Annotated in this window: 15 protein-coding genes and 1 pseudogene; 5 read left to right on the top strand and 11 right to left on the bottom strand. The window is 69.6% G+C overall.

Going from position 1 to position 17,549, the window contains the following annotated elements:
* Position 1: 1 nt before the first annotated feature.
* Genes FB470_RS27535 through FB470_RS27510 form a run of 6 tightly spaced genes read right to left on the bottom strand, consistent with a single transcriptional unit; the run spans position 2 to position 7,661 of the window.
* The gene (locus tag FB470_RS27535; RefSeq protein WP_306996249.1) at positions 2–1,813 is read right to left on the bottom strand and encodes a hydantoinase B/oxoprolinase family protein; all 1,812 of its coding nucleotides are present in this window, start codon (positions 1,811–1,813) and stop codon (positions 2–4) included.
* Positions 1,810–3,915 (bottom strand): hydantoinase/oxoprolinase family protein, encoded by a 2,106-nt coding sequence (locus FB470_RS27530; RefSeq protein WP_306996247.1) that lies wholly within the window; start codon positions 3,913–3,915, stop codon positions 1,810–1,812. Before FB470_RS27530 ends, FB470_RS27535 begins: the two co-directional genes overlap by 4 nt.
* Positions 3,912–4,760, bottom strand: coding sequence for an HpcH/HpaI aldolase/citrate lyase family protein (locus FB470_RS27525; protein ID WP_306996245.1), 849 nt, complete (start codon positions 4,758–4,760; stop codon positions 3,912–3,914). Before FB470_RS27525 ends, FB470_RS27530 begins: the two co-directional genes overlap by 4 nt.
* Positions 4,757–5,923 carry an acyl-CoA dehydrogenase family protein gene (locus tag FB470_RS27520; RefSeq protein ID WP_306996243.1) on the bottom strand — a complete coding sequence of 389 codons (1,167 nt, stop codon included), beginning with the start codon at positions 5,921–5,923 and terminating at the stop codon, positions 4,757–4,759. The genes FB470_RS27525 and FB470_RS27520 overlap by 4 nt, the downstream gene beginning before the upstream one ends.
* Positions 5,923–7,131, bottom strand: coding sequence for a CaiB/BaiF CoA transferase family protein (locus tag FB470_RS27515; protein WP_306996241.1), 1,209 nt, complete (start codon positions 7,129–7,131; stop codon positions 5,923–5,925). The genes FB470_RS27520 and FB470_RS27515 overlap by 1 nt, the downstream gene beginning before the upstream one ends.
* Positions 7,128–7,661, bottom strand: a complete 534-nt coding sequence (locus tag FB470_RS27510) for a MaoC family dehydratase (RefSeq protein ID WP_306996239.1) — start codon at positions 7,659–7,661, stop codon at positions 7,128–7,130. The genes FB470_RS27515 and FB470_RS27510 overlap by 4 nt, the downstream gene beginning before the upstream one ends.
* Positions 7,662–7,791: 130 nt before the next feature.
* On the opposite strand from FB470_RS27510, the gene FB470_RS27505 reads away from it, so the two are divergent.
* The 3 genes and pseudogenes from FB470_RS27505 to FB470_RS27495 form a co-directional block, all read left to right on the top strand.
* Positions 7,792–8,523: a FadR/GntR family transcriptional regulator gene (locus tag FB470_RS27505; protein ID WP_306996238.1), complete on the top strand. Its 732-nt coding sequence runs from the start codon at positions 7,792–7,794 to the stop codon at positions 8,521–8,523.
* A 107-nt stretch (positions 8,524–8,630) separates the two neighbouring features.
* Positions 8,631–9,986 (top strand): MmgE/PrpD family protein, encoded by a 1,356-nt coding sequence (locus FB470_RS27500; protein ID WP_306996236.1) that lies wholly within the window; start codon positions 8,631–8,633, stop codon positions 9,984–9,986.
* 171 nt (positions 9,987–10,157) lie between these two features.
* A pseudogene (locus tag FB470_RS27495) lies at positions 10,158–10,575 on the top strand (transposase); the annotation flags it as partial.
* A gap of 438 nt (positions 10,576–11,013) precedes the next feature.
* Here FB470_RS27495 and FB470_RS27490 read toward each other — a convergent pair.
* Positions 11,014–11,625 carry a TetR/AcrR family transcriptional regulator gene (locus FB470_RS27490; RefSeq protein WP_306996234.1) on the bottom strand — a complete coding sequence of 204 codons (612 nt, stop codon included), beginning with the start codon at positions 11,623–11,625 and terminating at the stop codon, positions 11,014–11,016.
* 85 nt (positions 11,626–11,710) lie between these two features.
* On the opposite strand from FB470_RS27490, the gene FB470_RS27485 reads away from it, so the two are divergent.
* A complete protein-coding gene (locus tag FB470_RS27485) occupies positions 11,711–12,364 on the top strand; it encodes a methyltransferase domain-containing protein (RefSeq protein ID WP_306996232.1) in 654 nt (217 codons plus the stop codon).
* A 123-nt stretch (positions 12,365–12,487) separates the two neighbouring features.
* On the opposite strand, the gene FB470_RS27480 is transcribed toward FB470_RS27485, so the two are convergent.
* Both FB470_RS27480 and FB470_RS27475 read right to left on the bottom strand, forming a co-directional pair.
* Positions 12,488–13,198 (bottom strand): cation diffusion facilitator family transporter, encoded by a 711-nt coding sequence (locus tag FB470_RS27480; RefSeq protein WP_442320241.1) that lies wholly within the window; start codon positions 13,196–13,198, stop codon positions 12,488–12,490.
* Positions 13,199–13,952: 754 nt separating this feature from the next.
* A complete protein-coding gene (locus FB470_RS27475; protein ID WP_306996230.1) occupies positions 13,953–15,071 on the bottom strand; it encodes an alpha/beta hydrolase in 1,119 nt (372 codons plus the stop codon).
* 843 nt (positions 15,072–15,914) lie between these two features.
* Here FB470_RS27475 and FB470_RS27470 point away from each other — a divergent pair.
* Positions 15,915–16,553: a TetR/AcrR family transcriptional regulator gene (locus FB470_RS27470; protein ID WP_306996228.1), complete on the top strand. Its 639-nt coding sequence runs from the start codon at positions 15,915–15,917 to the stop codon at positions 16,551–16,553.
* 19 nt (positions 16,554–16,572) lie between these two features.
* On the opposite strand, the gene FB470_RS27465 is transcribed toward FB470_RS27470, so the two are convergent.
* Together FB470_RS27465 and FB470_RS27460 are read right to left on the bottom strand one after the other, a co-directional pair.
* Entirely contained in the window at positions 16,573–17,382 is an 810-nt protein-coding gene (locus tag FB470_RS27465) for an enoyl-CoA hydratase/isomerase family protein (protein WP_306996226.1), read from the bottom strand.
* The gene (locus tag FB470_RS27460) at positions 17,379–17,549 is read right to left on the bottom strand and encodes a hypothetical protein (RefSeq protein ID WP_306996225.1); all 171 of its coding nucleotides are present in this window, start codon (positions 17,547–17,549) and stop codon (positions 17,379–17,381) included. Before FB470_RS27460 ends, FB470_RS27465 begins: the two co-directional genes overlap by 4 nt.

Genomic DNA, 17,549 nt, shown 5'->3' with positions numbered 1-17,549 from the left:
GTCAGATCGCCGCCCGCAGCCGCGCGGTGGCTGCTTCGTCCACCGACAGCGCCGCCCCGGAACCGATGAGCACCACGCCGTAGTGCTCCCGGGCGTCCTCCACGGACAGGTAGTCGTCAAGGACGTCGTCGAGCACCTGCGCGGCCTCGCGCTCGAAAGGGTTCCCGTAGCCGCCGCCCGAGGGCAGCTTGATCTCCAGCGTGTCGCCGGCCGCGCACTTCTCCTGCGTCACCTTCGAGTACAGCGGTTCCTCCCGGTCTGTCCCGGCATTGCGGGTGAACGAGCCGGCGCGCCCGTCGTGCCCGCCGGCCAGCCCCTTCGGCGGGTCCGTGCGGTTGTCCGCCTCGGACCCGATGAAGGTGTCCGTCAGCATCTTCCACTTCCGGACACTGCCGAGGCCGCCACGGTACCGGCCCGGCGCCGGTGGCTCGTCGCGCAGCTCGTAACGCTCGGCGATCATCGCGTGGTTCAGTTCGAGCTCTTCGATCGGGTTGTTGCGGGTGTTCGCCATCAGCGAGTCCACGCAGTCGAGCCCGTCCTTGCCGTTGCGCGCACCGTAGGAACCCTCGTTGATCTCGATGTACACCCAGTAGGACTGCCCGTCGTCGGCCAGCCCCGAGTAGGCGATCGCGCACAGGGCCGCCGACGAACCGGCGACCGCGCGGTCCGGCAGCACTTCCGCCAGTGCGAGGTTGATCGAGTCGAAGATGCGGTTGATCTGGGAGAACCGCGCGAAGCACGACGCCGGGAAGTCCGGGTTGAACAGCGTGCCCTCGGGTGCGTACGCCTTGGCCGGCCGGAAGCAGCCGTCGTTCTGCGGCACGAATTCCTCGGTGAGCGCCTCGTCCAACAGCAGCGTGCGGACGGCGGATGCGACGGTCGGCAGCACCGAACCCTCGAACGGCACGTTGAACGCCGTCGGCACCTGGTCGTTCGAACCGGTGAGGTCCACGACGACGTCGGAGCCCTCGATCCGCACCCGCACCGACACCTTCAGCGGCACGTCGCGGTTCTTGCCGTCGTCGTCCAGATAGGACACGGGGGCTTCGTAGACGCCGTCCGGGATGTCCCCGATCCGCCGGCGCAGCATGTCCTCCGAGTAGTCCATCCACTTGTCGGCGGCGGACATCACGGTGTCGTAGCCGTAGCGTTCCAGCAGCTCCAGGAATCGCCGCTCGCCCAGGCGCGAGCACGCGATCAGCGCCTCGAGGTCACCCGCGTTCTGTTCCGGAGTGCGGACGTTGTCGAGGATGTGCTGGATGAGGGCGGTGTTGCGGACACCGGCGTCGTAGATCTTGACCGCGTCCATCAGCTTGCCCTCGGCCCACACGTCGACGACGTCCATGCACAGGCCTGGAAAGTTGCCGCCGATATCGGAGACGTGCCCGGTGCAGCCGGCGAAGCCGATGTGCCGCCCGCCGAAGAAGATCGGGATCATGATCCCGTAGTCCGGCGAGTGCGCGGCCCCGTGGTACGGGTGGTTGTGCAGGATCACGTCGCCCGGCCGGTACGTGCCGGCGAGTTTCCGGTTGATACCGCGGATGTACGCGGGAATGGAACCGCAGTGCATCGGCGTGGAATCCGATTCGCACAGCTCGCGCCCGTTGACGTCGAACAGGCCGGCACCGAGGTCCTCGGACTCGCGGATCAGGCTGGAATAGGCCATCCGGTAGAGGATCTGCGCCATTTCCTTGGCGATCGAGTTCAGCGCACCGCCGATGACGCGCAGCGTGATCGGGTCCACGTCGACCGGGGTGAAGCCGGCCGGGCGCGGCCCGGCGAGCGAAACGCCGGCGGGGTCGAGTGCGGTCACCGCTGGTCTCCTTCCGCGTCCACGGCACTGGTGGCCGTTTCGATGATGATGTGGCCCACGCGGTCGATCACGGCCCGCTGCTTCGGACCGACGACCGTGGTGGAGTCGAACTGCTCCACGATCGCAGGCCCGGTGAGCACGTTGCCCGCCTTGAGCAGGTCGCGGTCGTAGACGGTCGTGGTGAACGCGGCCGGCCGGGTGCCATCCGTCCAGAACACGGCCTCGCGCGTGCCCTTCACCGCGGCTGAGGCGTCTTCGCCACCGGCCTCGATCTCGGCGAGCGGGACGTGCCCGACCTTGCCGATCCCGGTGACCCGGACGTTGACCAGGTGGACCGGTTTGTCGTCGAAACGCTGCAGGTAGGTGCGTTCGTGCACCTCGTGGAACGCTTCGGCCGCGCGAATCACCCAGTCGTCGTCGAGTTCGCCGGCCGGTGCCGGCACGCGCAGCTCGTAACCCTGGCCGATGTAGCGGCAGTCGAGGCTGCGCTCCAGCACGAAGTCCTCCGGGTCCAGGCCGTCACCCGCGAGCTGCTCGCTCACCTGCGCCTCGAGTCGCGCGAACTCCGCGCGCACGTGGTCGAGGTCCGGTTCGGCCAGCGACGTCCACACGGTGGCGGGCTGCTCGACGCGGATGTCGGTGGCCAGCAGCCCCATCGCCGACGCGATCCCGGGGTGGTGCGGCACGATCACCCGCGGGATGTCCAGCTGCTGCGCGATGTGCCACGCGTAGAGCGGACCGGCGCCCCCCTCGGCGATCAGCGAGAAGTCACGTGGATCGTAACCCTTGCGGACCGAGTGCAGGCTGATCGCCTCGGTCATCGCGTGGGCGAGGATCTGGAAGATGCCGACGGCGGCGTGCTCGACCGTGGTGCCGAGCTTGCTCGCGATGTGCTCCTCGATCGCTTTCTCCGCCAGTTGCGGTTCGACCCGCATCGACCCGGACAGGAAGCTGTCGGCCTGCAGCCAGCCCAGCACGACCATCGCGTCGGTGCTCGTCGGTTCGGTGCCGCCCCGCGCGTAGCAGGCCGGCCCGGGAGTCGCGCCCGCGCTGCGGGGGCCGACCCGGAACATGCCGCCCTCGTCGACGAACGCGACCGAACCGCCGCCCGCGCCGATCGTGTCGACCTCGGCCATCGGGACCATGGCGTGGTAGTCGCCGATGCGCGTGTCGAGCAGGTGCTTCATCCTCAGCTTGCCGTCGGGCGCGACGCCGATGTCGGCGGACGTGCCGCCGACGTCCAGCGTGATCACGCTCGGGTAGCCCGACGCGCTGCCGATGGCGCACCCGCCCAGGAGCCCGGCGACGACACCGCTGGTGAGCAGCAGCACGGGGTTGTCGACCGCGTTCTTCGAGGTGATGAGGCCACCGGCCGACGTCATCAGCCGGATGTCTCCGCGCACACCCGCCTCGCGCGTGGTGTTCGCGAGGTTGTCGACGTATCGGGCTACCTTCGGGCCCACGAACGCGTTGAGCGCCGTGGTGGAGAAGCGTTCGTACTCCCGGTACTGGGGGGCGACCTCGCTGGAGAGCGAGATGAACACGCCCGGGTACTCCTGCTCGATGATCCGCTTGACGGCCTGCTCGTGCACCGGGTTGCGGTAGGCGTGCAGGAAACAGACCGCGATGGCCGCGACGCCGTTGTCCTTCAACACGCGGACCTGCTCGCGTACGGCGTCTTCGTCCAGCGGGATCAGGACGTTTCCGGCGGCGTCGATGCGCTCGGGCACGACACGGCGGTTGCGCCGGCGCACGAGCTGCCACTTCTGCCAGGGCAGGTCCTGGTAGGACGAATAGTTGTAGGGCCGCTTCTTCCGCGCGATGTGCAGGATGTCGCGGAAGCCTTCGGTGGTGATCAGGCCGACGTCGGCGCCATTGTGTTCGAGGACGATGTTGGTCGCGACCGTTGTCCCGTGCAGGAACTGGTCGAGGTCCGCGACAGAGATGCCGATCTGCGCCGCCAGCTGCGTGACGCCGTCCACAGTGGCCTGCGACGGATCACGGGGGGTGGACGGGACTTTGTGGACGGCGATACCGCCGTCCTCGTCCCAGTACATGATGTCGGTGAAGGTGCCCCCGACATCGACTCCGATGCGTTTCATCGCCTGGTCCTCCTTGACCGGGTGGGCATTTCCGTCTGTGCGTTGTGCGGATTTCGGGCGGCCAGCTCGACGATCCGCCGGGCATGCGCCACCACCGGCGGATCGACCATCTTCCCGTCCATCACCAGGACGGCACCGTCCGCACCCGCGGCGGCCGACGTGATCCGACGGGACCGTTCCACGTCCTCTTCGGACGGTCGCAGCACGGCGTGCACGACGGCCGCCTGTGCCGGGTGGATGCACATCCGGCCGAAGAAGCCGAAGCGCGCCAGCGATTCGGTGTCCGTTCGGAACCGCGCTTCGTCGCGCAGAACGACCGAGACCGCGGCGGGCGGGGGTGGGCAGCCCTCCGCCGCGGCCGCCGCGACGACCCGGGAGCGCGCCCACGCCAGTGGCGCGCCGTCCACGTCCGGCGGGCTCGTGCCGAGTTCGACAGCCAGGTCGTACTCGCCGAGCGCGAGCGTGCGCACTCGTGGGTGGGCGGCGAGTTCGCGGGCCGCCCAGAGGCCGGTGGCGGTCTCGACGAGTGCGACCAGCGGAACCGAAGTCACCGCGGCGACCCGCTCGACGATCCCGGGTTCCGCCTTCGGCACGACGATCCCCGCGAACTCCAGATCCGCGAGAGCAGCCAGATCAGCCGGGTCGTGGGTGACCCGCACCCACGTACGTGCGGCCGATTCCGGATCGGCACGCAACGCCGAGGCGACGGCGGCTCGTGCGACTTCCCTACGGTCGGGGGCGATGGCGTCTTCCAGGTCCGCGATCGCGACGTCGGCCGTCGCGACGGCCTTGGCCAGGCGGTCCGGCCGGTCGCCGGGGCAGAACAGCCAGCTGCGCGGGATCACCAGCCGACCTCGCCCTTGCCGCCGACGAGCGCTTTCGCGATGACGGTGCGCATGATGTCGCTCGTGCCCTCGCCGATGGTCATCAGGATCGAGTCGCGGTAGAGCCGCTCGATCTCGAACTCCGCCGAGTAGCCGTAACCGCCGTGCACGCGCATCGACTCCTGGGCGGCCTGCAGCGCCACCTCGGACGCGAACAGCTTCGCCATCCCGGTCTGCAGGTCCGAGCGTTCACCGCGGTCGAGCTCGCTGGCCGCCCAGTACGTCATCAGCCGGGCGGCCTGCACCTGGGTCGCGGTCTCGGCGAGCCGGATCTGGACCGCCTGGAAGTCCGCGATGGGCCTGCCGAACGCCTGGCGCTCCCGGGAATACGCGAGCGCCTCATCGTAGGCGCGCTGCGCGATGCCGAGGCTGCGGCCCGCGATGTTGAGCCGGCCCACCTCCAGCGCCGACAGCACCTGCTGCATCCCCCGGCCCTCCGTCCCGCCCAGGAGGTTCGCAGCGGGAACCCGGACGTCTTCGAACACGACCTCGCAGGATTCGGTGCCCTTGTAGCCGAGCTTCGGGATGTCCTTGGCGACTCGGAACCCGGGTGTGCCGGCGTCGACGAGCAGCACGCTCATGCCCTTGTGCGCGGGCTCGGCCGTGCGATCGGTCTTCACGAGGACCGGCAAGGGGTCGGCGTGGCGCGCGTTGGTGATCCACATCTTCGCGCCGTTGACGACGTACTCGTCGCCGTCGCGGACCGCGGTGGTGCGGATGCCCTGCAGGTCGGTACCGGCGTCCGGTTCGGTGAGTGCGATGCCGGTCCGCCGCTGCCCGGTGGCCAGCTCCGGCAGGTACCGCCGCTTCTGGTCTTCGGTGCCGTGGCGCGCGATCATCCAGCACGACAGGGAATGGCTGCCGAGGATCCCCGCGATGCCCATCCAGCCGCGCGCGATCTCCTCGAACATCAGCGTGAACGAGGTGAAATCGGCCGCCGCCCCGCCGTACTCCTCGGGGATCATCAGCCCGAACAGGCCGAGCCCCTTCATCTGCTCGACGATCTCGGTGGGATACCGGCCCGACTGCTCCCACTCGCGCGCCACCGGCGCGATCTCCTTGTCGACGAAGTCCCGCAGCATCAAGCGGAACTGCTCCTGGTCGTCGGTGAGGCGGAAATCCATCACTGCTCCTTCGCGCCGAACGCGCCCGCGCGCCCCAGTTCGGCGAATTCGTCGGGCCCCGTGCCGAGCAGCTCGGCCAGCAGGCTCGCGGTGTGCTCGCCCAGCTGCGGTGCCCGCGTGTGCTCGCCGCGCGGCACACCGGCGCGGACCGGGGACGCGACCTGCCGCACGGTGCCGAACCGGGGGTGCTCGGTCTCCACGATCAGTCCCCGCGCCAGGGTGTGCTCCTCGCGCAGGGCCTGCGGAATGGTGTTGATCGGCGCGCACGGCACCCCGGCCGCTTCGAGCAACGGCAGCCACTCGGCGGTCTTGCGGCGCGCCAGCTCCGCTTCGATGAGCTTCACGCACTCGGCGGAGTGCTCGTAGCGCGAGGCCGGTGTCGCAAACCGCTCTTCTGCGGCCCACGCGGGCGAACCAAGCACGCCGACGAACCGCTCCCAGAACTTCTGCTTCGCGCAGCCGATCACCACCCACGAATCCGCCGTCGGGAAGTTCTGGAACGGCACCAGGCTCGGGTGCGCGGAGTGGTGCGTGCGCTGCGGCTCGAACCCGCGGTTGAGGTGCCAGGTCGCGAGGTAGGTGAGCATGCCGATGGCCGTGTCGTAGAGGCTCACGTCGCAGTCCATACCGACACCGTCGCGCCGAGCCGCGTGGATCGCCGAGACCATCGACAGGGCCGCGATGATGCCACCGGAATAGTCCACCATCGACAGTCCGGACTTGGTGGGCGGGCCGTCGGGCTCGCCGGTCACCGACATCCAGCCGGCCAGTCCCTGCAGCATGTAGTCGTAGCCGGGTTGCGTGCTCCGCGGGCCGGTCATCCCGTAGCCGGACAGGGAGCAGCAGACGATCTTCGGGTTGAGGTGCTTGAGATCGTCGTAGCGGATGCGCATCTTCTCGGGCACGTCTCCACGCAGGTTCGAATACACGGCGTCGCTGACCTCGACGAGCCGTTCGAACACCTCGCGACCCCGCGGATTGGCGAGGTCGAGCACCATCGAACGCTTGTTGCGGTTGAACGCTTCGAAGAACAGCGAATCGCCGTCCTCGGCGTACGGCGGCGTCTGCCTCCCGACGTCTCCGCCGAAGCGCGGGTCTTCGATCTTGATGATCTCCGCGCCCAGGTCCGCCAGGTGCACCGAGCCGAAGGGGCCCGCGCCATACTGCTCGAGAGAAAGGATCTTCAGGTCCTGCAAGGGGAGGTTCACGCGGTCACCCCACCCATGGTCAGCGGGCCGGTTTTGGCGTCGGGGAAGGAATCGATGTCCCCGGCGGCCGATAGCTTGAACACCAGCACAGCGCGGTCGAACGACAGGCACACGTCGCCCTCGGCGTTCAGGCCGCGCGTGTGCACCTCGACGATCCCGGCGTAGGGTTTGGACTTCGACTCGCGCTTGCCGGTGCAGATCGACTCGCCATAGAGGGTGTCGCCGACGAACACCGGGTGCGTGAGCCGGATGTTGGTCATCTCGAGGTTCGCGACGGCGCGCTGGCTGATGTCGGAGACGCTCTGGCCGAGCAGCATCGCGATGGTGAGCCCGGAGTTCACCAGTATCTTCCCGAACGGCGTCTTCGCGGCGTAGTGAGCGTCGAAGTGCGCGGGGTGGGTGTTCATCGTCAGCAGCGTGAACCAGGTGTTGTCGGCCTCGCTGATCGTGCGGCCGAGCGGGTGCCGGTAGACGTCTCCCACGGTGAACTCTTCGTAGAACCGGCCCAGCCGGCTCTCGTGCACAGCCACGGGCACCTCCTCGTGCGTTCTGGGCTTCCGCCGGTGAGTATGCGGTGCGGGCAGGGCTCGGGGCAATATGTCAGACGTTTTTATCTGCGATCGGGTTCTGGATCCTTGGCCCAGGGCCTAGGCTGGTCGGATGACGAAGGAGACCGCCCCCGGGTTGCGCGTGCGGCGCGTGCAGGCCGCGTATGTGCAGGTCGCGAACCAGTTGCGGGAGCAGATCATCGGCGGCGCGCTGCCCACCGGCACCCGGCTGCCGAGCGAGGCCGAGCTCTGCACGCTGTTCGGCGTCAGCCGGAGCACGGTCCGCGAGGCCCTGCGCCTGCTCGCGAGCCAGCAGTTGATCGACACCACGCGCGGGGTCACGGGCGGCAGCTTCGTGGCCGCGCCCGACACCGGCACCGTCGCGGAGAACCTCGGCGGCACGCTCGGCCTGCTGGTCAACGCCAACAACCTGAGCGTGGACAACCTCATCGAGGCCCGGCTGCTGATCGAGCCACCGGCCGCCCGGTTCGCCGCCGAGCGCGCCGGCGAGGTCGATCTGGAGAGCCTGCGCCGCACCATGGACGAGACCGCACAGCTCCACCCCGACAAGGGGTTCGTGCTGCACTGGGATTTCCACACCACGCTCGTGTCGATCACCGGAAACCCGCTGCTGCGGCTGATGTGCCAGCCGGTCAACGTCGTGCTGCGGTCGCGGCTGCACCGCGAACGGGTGGCGCCGGAGCGCTGGGCCGAAATCGACGCCGACCACGAGCGGATCTACGAAGCCGTGGCCGCGGGCGACGGCGAGACCGCCGAAACGCTGACCCGCGAGCACCTCTCCGCACTGCGCCCGCTCTACGAGCGCATGAAGACCGAGGCTTGAAAACGTCTGAACTTTTCCTTGCGCGAGGGCCCCGTCGCTTGCAGACTGGGGCGGCGGGACATTCGGCGTCCCCGTGGGTCACCAACGACGAGTCCCTGGAGGAGCCCGTGTCCACCATCGCCCGGACCGTCGGCGAGTTCGCCGCCTGTACGCGACTCGGCGACCTGCCTCCCGAAGTGGTCGACCGGGCCCGTCACCTGATCCTGGACGCCGTCGGCGTCGCGCTCGCCGCCGGCGAGCAGGAGTTCACCAGGCGGGCACGGCGTGCACTGGCCCGCTTCGGCACGGGCGACCAGCCGGTGCTCGGGCTGCCCGACCGGCTCGCGCCCCGCGAAGCCGCGATGCTGAACGCGGTGCTGATTCACGGTCTCGACTTCGACGACACCCACAGCGGAGCCATCACACACGTCTCGGCCACAGCCCTGCCCACCGCGCTCGCCGCGGCGGTGCAGCACGGCCGGTCCACTGAGGACCTGCTGGTCGCTTACATTCTGGCCGTCGAGATCAGTGCCCGCGTCGGGAAGGTTTCCCGCGGCGGGTTCCACACCGTCGGCTTCCACCCCACCGGCGTCGCGGGTGCGTTCGGCTCGGCCGTCGCGGCGGCGAAACTGTCCGGTCTGGATTCCGGGGGAATCACGACGGCGCAAGAAATCGTGGGGTCGATGGCCTCAGGCATCCTGGAATTCCTCGAAGAGGGCGCTTGGACCAAACGCCTCCACCCCGGCTGGGCGGCGAACTCGGCGCTCACCGCGGCGGCCTTCGCCGCCGAAGACTGGCCCGGCCCGCCGCGCGTCTACGAAGGCCGGTACGGCCTCTACGCCACTCACCTACAGGGTCGCGAGTGGGAGGCCACCGAACTGGTAGAGGACCTGGGGACCCGATGGGAACTCCTCGACACCGCCGTGAAGCCCTTTCCCAGCTGCCATTTCACCCACGCCTTTGCCGACGCCGTGCTGGCCCTGCGCGCCGAAGCCAGCTTCAGCGCGGCCGACGTCGCGCGCATCCGCTGCTTCATCCACCCGACGCCCGGCGCGGCCGTGTGCGACCCGATCGACCGAAAACGCGCCCCGCAAGACGACTACGACGCCAAGTTCAGCCTGCCCTTCGTGGTCGCCGCCTCCATCTCCCGCGGCAGGCTGACCCTCGCCGAGTTCACCGAAGACGCATTGGCGGACAAGGAAATCCTGGGCCTGGCGCAGCTCGTGGAGATCGGCGACGACCCAGAAAGCCTGTATCCGCACGCGTATTCGGCGTCCGTCGAGATCGAGCTGCACGATGGACGTAAGCTGGCCCGCCGCGAAGCCGTGCACCGCGGCCACGCCGAGCGGCCCCTGTCCCACGAGGACATCCGGGCGAAGTTCACCGGCAACGCGGGCCCGCGCGCGGAAGCCGTCCTGCCCCTGGTGCTTTCCCTTGGCCGGCAAGGCGGCGCTCGCGCTTTTGCCGAAGCCCTCGCTGCCTGACATTTCCCTCCTCGAGTCCCGGGTACGCCCACGCCCGAAACAGCTCCCGCCCGCCCTGAGGTGGCCGGTCGCCCCCTGCCCGCCGCTCGCATCGCCTTGTCATCGCTGCTCGGCATACACCCGGCACCCACGCGGTCGCGTTCGGCATGCGCCCGCTCGGCGCTGCTGTTCGGCCACGAGATCGCAGATGGCCGACCGGGGAGGCAGTGGGCGTTGCCGCTGGCTGATCAGGTGATCGACAAGGTCGGACCGCTGTTGGCGTTGGCGCCGGCGCGGAAGCGGCGGATCGACTCGGTCGCGATCGTGGACGCCACCCTGGTCCCCATCCGGGACCATCGGCCGGCCGCGCCCAGCAAGAACCACCGGTACTCCACCAACGGGCAGATCGCGATCGACGCCGACACTCGCCTGGTCATCGCCACCGGCGAGCCACAACCCGGCAACCGCAACGACTGCACCGTCTAGCGCGACTCCGGCATCCAAGATCAGATCGACGACCGACCCGTCATGGCCGACGGCGTCCACCCGTGGCAACCCCGGAGTGATCATGCCGTACCGCAAGCCCACAGACGGCAGCGAACTTCCCGACGCCGAACCCCTGCGCCGTCGCGGCTACGCGCGCGGGGATCGTGCGCGAACTGGAGCACACCGCGGCGCTAGCCGGCCGCAAACGGATGATCCTGGAGACCGGGCTCGGCCAGCAGGGGGCGATCAAGCTCTACGAGTCGCCGGGTTACACCAAGATCCCGAAGTTCGGCCGGCACAAGGCCTGCCCCAGATCGTCTGCTACGCCAAGGAGCTCACCGGGAACGGGGGTTCAGGCCTGCTGCCCGCGACCGGCCCCGGGCGCGTTTGCCCGGAACGCGCTCCACCACGATCACCCAGAAGATCAGCTCTAGCTCTTGTACGACCTCCTCGCCCGCACGTGAGCGGCGGGAGTCCACCGCTTGGCCCGCCGCCGACACGCAGCGCCAATGCCATGCGGGCGTCCATCGTCAGCGTCACGGTTGGCTGGGCTGGTCACGAGCTAATGCTCGTTCCCGATGAAGAATTCCAGCGTTGTCTTCGCGAGGCGGGCCTCGATGGTCTCGGGAGCGGCGGCGCGGCGGAACTTCTGTGATGCCGCGAGAGAGAGCAGCCACCAGGCACCGGACTCGGTGTCGAGGTCGGCACGCAGTTCGCCCGCGCGGCGGCCCTGCTCGAGAAGGTTCGTGAGGGCGCCGGCGATGCGCTGGTTCGCGCGGTGCGCTGCAGCTTCGATCTCGGGTTCGCCGGTCAGTGTGGACGCCTCGGCGAACAGGGCGCCGATCGTTCCGGCATCGTGGATGTGCTCCACGTGTGTGGGGTCCAGTGCCGCGGCCAGCAGGCCCGCCACGGAGACCCGTTGTGCGGTGAGCCGGTCGAGCCAGGCGCAGACCTGGTCGGCGTGCCGGGTGACGACCGCTGCGAACAGAGCCGCTTTCGTGCCGAAGTTCTGGAAGATCACCGGCTCGCTGACACCGACCCGTTGTGCCACCGCGGAGGTCTTGCCGCGCTGATACCCGGTCTCGGCGAACACTTCGGTCGCCGCGGCCAGGATCGACTCGCGGCGCTGCTGCGCCGTCATCCGAGGGCGCCGGGTGGCCTGCTCGTCGCTCACATGTGCATCGTATCCAGTCTTGCGCACGCTACTTAGTGGCGACTAATATCGGCACATCTTAGTCATCACTAAGTTAGGGGCCGTCGTGGAGCTGGGACACCTGTTCACAGGGGAACCGCAGGCGGACGCACCGGGGGCCATCGGTCGCGCCCGGTTGTACGACACGTTTTCGGCAGTGGTGTTCGCCGGACGGCGTCGGCGCACCTTCGGGGCGCTCGTCGACCTGAGCGGGGCGCAGCCAGGGGACCGTGTGCTCGACGTGGGCTGTGGGCCCGGCTACTTGACCGCGCTGGCGGCGAGGGCGGTGTCGCCCGGCGGTGAGGCAGTGGGGATCGACCCGTCCGCGCCGATGATCAACCGGGCCCGACGGGTGCGCGGCAGCGCGAACTGCTCCTTCGAACTCGGGAAGGCCGAAGCCCTCGCCGCCCCGGACGAGTCGTTCGACGTGGTGGTCTCCAGCCTCGCGTTGCATCACGTTCCGGAGCCAGGGCGGGCCACCGCGGTGCGGGAGATGTTCCGGGTGCTGCGGCCGGGCGGGCGCATCGTGCTGGCCGATTACCACCCCTCGCACGGCCACTTCGGCGGCAGGCTTGTCGGCGCCGCGATGCGGCACAACCCCGTCGAACGGATCGCGCCGATGATCCGGGACGCGGGCTTCGCCGCCGTGACCGACGGCGATTTGCCCCCGTTCCTGTACTACGTGCGGGCCATCCGGCCCGAGACCCGGGTCCAGCAATGAGGGCAGTGAGGCCGAAGTCGGCGCAGGCGCGGTAGGCGATCACCGGTTCGGTTTGGGTCTGGGTGGCGCCGCCGATTCCGTGTGCACCGCGCCGGTCGCCGACGGGAACGGAACAGTTCCGGGCTAATGGTGCGCCAGGAGTTCGTGGGCGGCGTCGGCGCCTGCGACGGCTCGGTGTGCACCACGGCGGCCGTCAGACGCGGAACGTCGTGGACGAGCCGGTGCTCGACCTCGTGCGCGAGCCGGTGCGCTTCGGCCACGGTGAGGGTAGGGGAACCCGAGCCCGCCGCCGAGCACTACGGCGAGCGAGGTGAAGCCGTCGGCGCGGGCGTGCAGTCCGTCGGCGACCAGCGCGGCCGACCCGATCTGCCCGCCGACGGTGATGCGCCACCGGGCGACGAGCTCGTTACCCAGGAATCCGATCACCCCGGCCGCGGCGACCACCCAGAGCCCGGTGACCGGCTGCGGGTCGATCAGGCGCTCGACGGCCTCGTAGCCGGCCAGCGCCGCGGACAGCGCGATGATCACCACGACCACCACCCCGGCGAGGTCTTCGGCGCGGCCCAGGCCGTAGGTGAACCGGCGCGAGGCGGCGCGACGGCCGAGCGCGAAGGCGATGCCGACCGGCAGCGCCGTGAGCGCGTCGGCGAAGTTGTGGATCGTGTCGCCCAGCAGGGCGACCGAGCCGGTGAACAGCACGATCACCAGCTGCGCGATCGCCGTCACGAACAACGCCAGGAAGGACCACACCAGGGTGCGCATCCCGCGCTTGCTGGTCTCCAGCGCGCTGTCGAACCGGTCGGCGCTGTCGTGGCTGTGCGGGGGCGACCACATGCCACAGCTGCGCCCACGCCCGGCCGACCAAGGTGCCAGGGCGCCGGCCGTGACCGTGGCCTGCTGCGGTTGCTGTCCACCGAGCACGACCCCGCGGGTGCCAGCGAGGACACGGTGCACGGCAGACCAGGGCGAGCTGGCGGCGGCGAGGCGCTGGGGGCTTGCGCGCGGTCCGGCACCACCTGCAGCCGACCGCGCTGCACGGATCACCGGTCACGCTGCGGCAACGTATCCCCCGACCGGGGCTGGCGCTTGATCGCCGGCCGACCTCCACCGCACATCGCGCTCAGCGGTGCGGCGGGAAGACCGTGTACACCATCCTGGCCGGTGCGTCGCCCGGATTGTTACACCCGGTTCGACGCCAGGATCACCTCGAGATCGTCGTGATGAGTGGAGCGCGTCGGTGCGGTGCAGGTACAACTCGACCATGGGCGGCAAGGCGGCGATCTGGGCAAACAGACAGTTGCCGCTGGAGCGACATCGGCAACGCCTCCGATCCGCTGCTGGTCTCGTCGATCGCCGCGGTGGCCACGCGTGCCGACATCGTCTCCGTCGGCGCGATCGGCCTACCGGCCGCACCCGAACTGCCCATCAGTGGTGACCAAATCCCTCACGCACGCCTACCGCCGTCGTCTTCCACGAGCTGCCGCTGTCCTTGGCCCCTGCCCAGGGCTCGGTCGACCCGCCGGGCGGGGAACGGCCGGCATGCGAAGAGCCGCGCGCCGGGGCGTGACGCGCGGCTCCTCTGCCGGCCTCAGCTGCCGGCGATCACGCCCTCCGGGAACGTCCCGACGAGCGCGTCGGTGAGGTTGCCGATGGTCGACAAGGCGGCCGCCATCCCGGGAATGGGATCCTGGTTGTCGCCCAGCCCCGGCACGGTATTGCTCGCCTGCTGCAGCAACGCTATCGCCGGGACGACCGCCTGGATGACCGCGGCGTTGATGGCCTTTGCTGCCAGGCTTGGCGCCGGGTTCGCCGGGGCGCGCACCGGAGCCGCCGCCCCCGGCGCGGTGTTGCGAAGGGCGTTGCCCGCCCCGACGTACTTGTCGGAGAAGTCGAGCATCCGCGCGTTGCTCTCCGGCGCGCTCCGCTCCAGCTGGAGGTCATGACCGCTGTCCGGAACCACGTCGGCGACGACCGTCGCGCCCGGACCGTAGAACGGGCGCTCGAAGTCGGCCAGCGCCTGGGAGCTGCCGCAACTCGGCCCGAGCAGACCGCAGATGAAGGGGTCGTGCTGGCCGACTACCGCGTAGACGGGGATGTTCAGCGTCCGGTCGACGTTCAGGACGTTGTAGCCCGCCAGCGTGGCCAGCTCCACCAGGTTGCCGGTCTCCTTGAGCTGCTCGTCCTTCGCGACGACTGCGGAGTCCGTTGCGGTGGGACCGCTGAGGTAGAACCCGCCCCGGGTGCCGGGATAGCTGGTCAGGTAGGCCGGATCGAGCCCGGCAGAGGTGAACTTGGGGTCGGCCGTCGCCGGGTAGTCGTCAGCGATGATCTTGGTGACCACGTTGACGTAGTTCAGTGAATGCGCGATTCCGGTCGGGATGATCGCATCGACGTCGCGGTAGATGCCCGCCTCGGTCATCGTCACGATGCCGCCGAGACTGTGCCCGACCTCGATCACCTTGCCGAACCGGGCCCCGAGCCCGCCGTCGCGCAAGGCGGTGATCACCTGGTGGACGGTGCTGACATCGGCGTAGAAGTTGTCGAAGGCGCTCAGCGGGTGCGTCGACTGGCCGTCACCGAGGCGGTCCATGTCCAGCGTCGCGTAGCCGCGCTTGTTCGCCGCCCGGACGTAGGAGTAGGTGTCCGGCTCGTACGGCAGGTCCCAGTAGTACCGCGCGTAGGACCAGCCGTGAACGAGGATTTGCACAGTGGTCGCCCCCGGCGGAACGCACAGCGTGCCCGTGATGGTTGCCGGCTGTCCGGCGGCGGTGACCGGTATGGCGACGTTTCTGCAGTCGGTAGCCGGCGTTCCGGCCGCCTGGGCCGGCACGACCGCGCTGCCGACGACCAGCAGCAGGACTGCCGACAGCACGATCGAGCGCCGGAAGCGGCGACACCGTTGTGAATGACTGTTCTTCAATACCCTCATGGTGACCTCGTTGTCATCCTGCGGACGGAAGAAACTACCGTGGTGAACGGACTTCGGGACTGCGAACTTGAAGTGAACTGCTATTCACTAGCGACTGGACTCTAGCACGGTTCACCCGGCCGCAACCTCACATGAGCGGGTTAATTGTTCGCGACGGCCGGCTGCGGTCGCCCTGGTCGCACAGCGTTGGGTGGCGTCACAGTCGGCCCCACCGGCGCCGAGCAGCAGTGCTGGGCGACGCGGCCGGGCCTCTCCCTCGCAGGGCCGCTCGGTCACGGGCCCCCGGGGCGGAAGCGTTCCGGTCCTGGCCCTGATTCCGGCCGTGTTGGCATGGTCGGGGCTCGGGTGTGTCCGCCGTCCCCGGGACGGCACGCAGCCTGCCGGCTGCTTCAGCGAGTCCGCGGCTCGTGGCTCGTGGCGTGACGTGACCGCAGCCGACCCGGTACGGACCGGTCGCAACTGGCTTGCCCGTCGCCGACCGAGCCGGGCCCTGCGCCATCGCCCACCGGCCGGGCGGCGATGGCAACGACAGGCACCGCACGGGCGCCACCTCGGCGGGGCCAGTGGGGCGGGCGGCGCCCGGGTACGATCGAGAACGGCCAACGTCAAGGGAGGTATCAGGTGAAGCAGCCGCAGCGGCCGCGGCGTGACCCGGCGCGCAAGGCCCGGATCCTCTCCGCGGCGGCCGAGCTGATCTCACGTCACGGGTACCACACCGTCGGCATGGCCGACATCGGACAGGCCGCGGGCATCGTGGGATCTGGGATATACCGTCATTTCGACAGCAAGGTCGCCATCCTGGCCGAGCTGCTCGAACAGGTCATGGCCCAGCTGACCGAAGCGGCTTCCGCCATCGTCGACGAGGCGGAGGACGACCGGGACGCGGTCAGCAAGCTCATCCGCAACCACGTGCGGGTGGCCATCGAGGACCGCCGGATCTTGCAGGTCTATCACCGCGAAGCCCGCAACCTCCCCGAGCAGGACCTACGCCGGCTGCGCCGGGCACAGCGCCACTACATCGAGGAGTGGGTCGCCGCGGTGGCTCCGCTGCGGCCGGACCTGGCGGACGGCGAGCTGCGGGTGCTGGTGCACGCGGCGATCGGCAGCATCCAGTCCATCCTGTTCTTCAACTCCGGCCTGCCGGTACCGCAACTGATGAACCTTCTCATCACCGCGGCGCACGCGTGCCTGGGCGTCGACTCCACCCCGGCGGCGGTCGTCGAGCCGGTCAGGCAATGGCCGGACGAACAGGGCGCCTGAGTTCGGTGCGCCCCGAGGTTCACCGCCCCTCCGACCGCTGATTTCGGCGCTGCTGGAAGGCGGTCAGTCCAGCCCGCAGGTCCGCCGAACCGAGATAGCCGGCGAAGGCGTCGAACTCGAGCCGGAGCGCCTCGGCCGAGGGCAGGTCACGAGCGGCGTTCGCCACGCGCTTGAGCTCGGCCAGCCCGAGTGCGCTCCCCGCGGTCAGCCGGTGCGCAAGAGCCATTGCGGAGTCCAGGAGCCGCCCGGCCGGGACGACCTCGGCCACGAGTCCCCAGTCCTGGAAACGTTCGGCGGGTTCGAGGTCGCCGGTGAACAGCAGGCGGCGGGCGATGTTGGCTGGGATCTTGCGTTCGAGCCGGACCGCGCCGCCGCCACCGGGAAGCATGCCGTAGCGGAGATGCCCGTCGCCGAGCAGCGCGCCCTCAGCCGCGACCACCACGTCGGCCGCGAGCACCAATTCGAAACCTCCGGCCACGGCCGGGCCGTTCACCGCGGCCACGACCGGCAACGGGGCGCGTTCCAAACGGCTGAACAGCTGCCCGGCGCGTCGCACGAACCCCAAGATCTCTTCTTGCGCGGTGTCCAGCCTGTCCAGCAGCTGCCGCAGATCGGCCCCAGCGCAGAAGGCGCGGCCGTATCCGGTCACGACGATCGCGCGGAAGCCGGGGCGGGCGTCGATCATGTCAAGCACGGTCTCGAGATCGCGCAGCATGTCATCGGACAAGGCGTTGAGGCGCTCCGGCCGGTTCAGCCGCACCATCGCTATCGTGCCTTCCGCGGTCAGCTCGACCAGCCGGCGCGGCGTCGTGGCGGCCCCCGCTGTCACCTCGGCTCTCCCCGCAGGACGGTCCACACGGTGTCGAGCACGCTCGCGTCCTCGACGGTGGCGGGCATCGGTTCGTCCCGGCCGTCCGCGATTCCGTGCATGGTCTTGCGCAGGATCTTGTGCGGGTCTGTCATGCTCTTCGAACAGACGTCGTCGTAGCGACCCAC

The organism is Amycolatopsis thermophila, from assembly GCF_030814215.1.
GTDB classification, from domain to species: Bacteria; Actinomycetota; Actinomycetes; order Mycobacteriales; family Pseudonocardiaceae; genus Amycolatopsis_E; species Amycolatopsis_E thermophila.
This window is presented reverse-complemented; position numbering and strand designations above follow the sequence as displayed.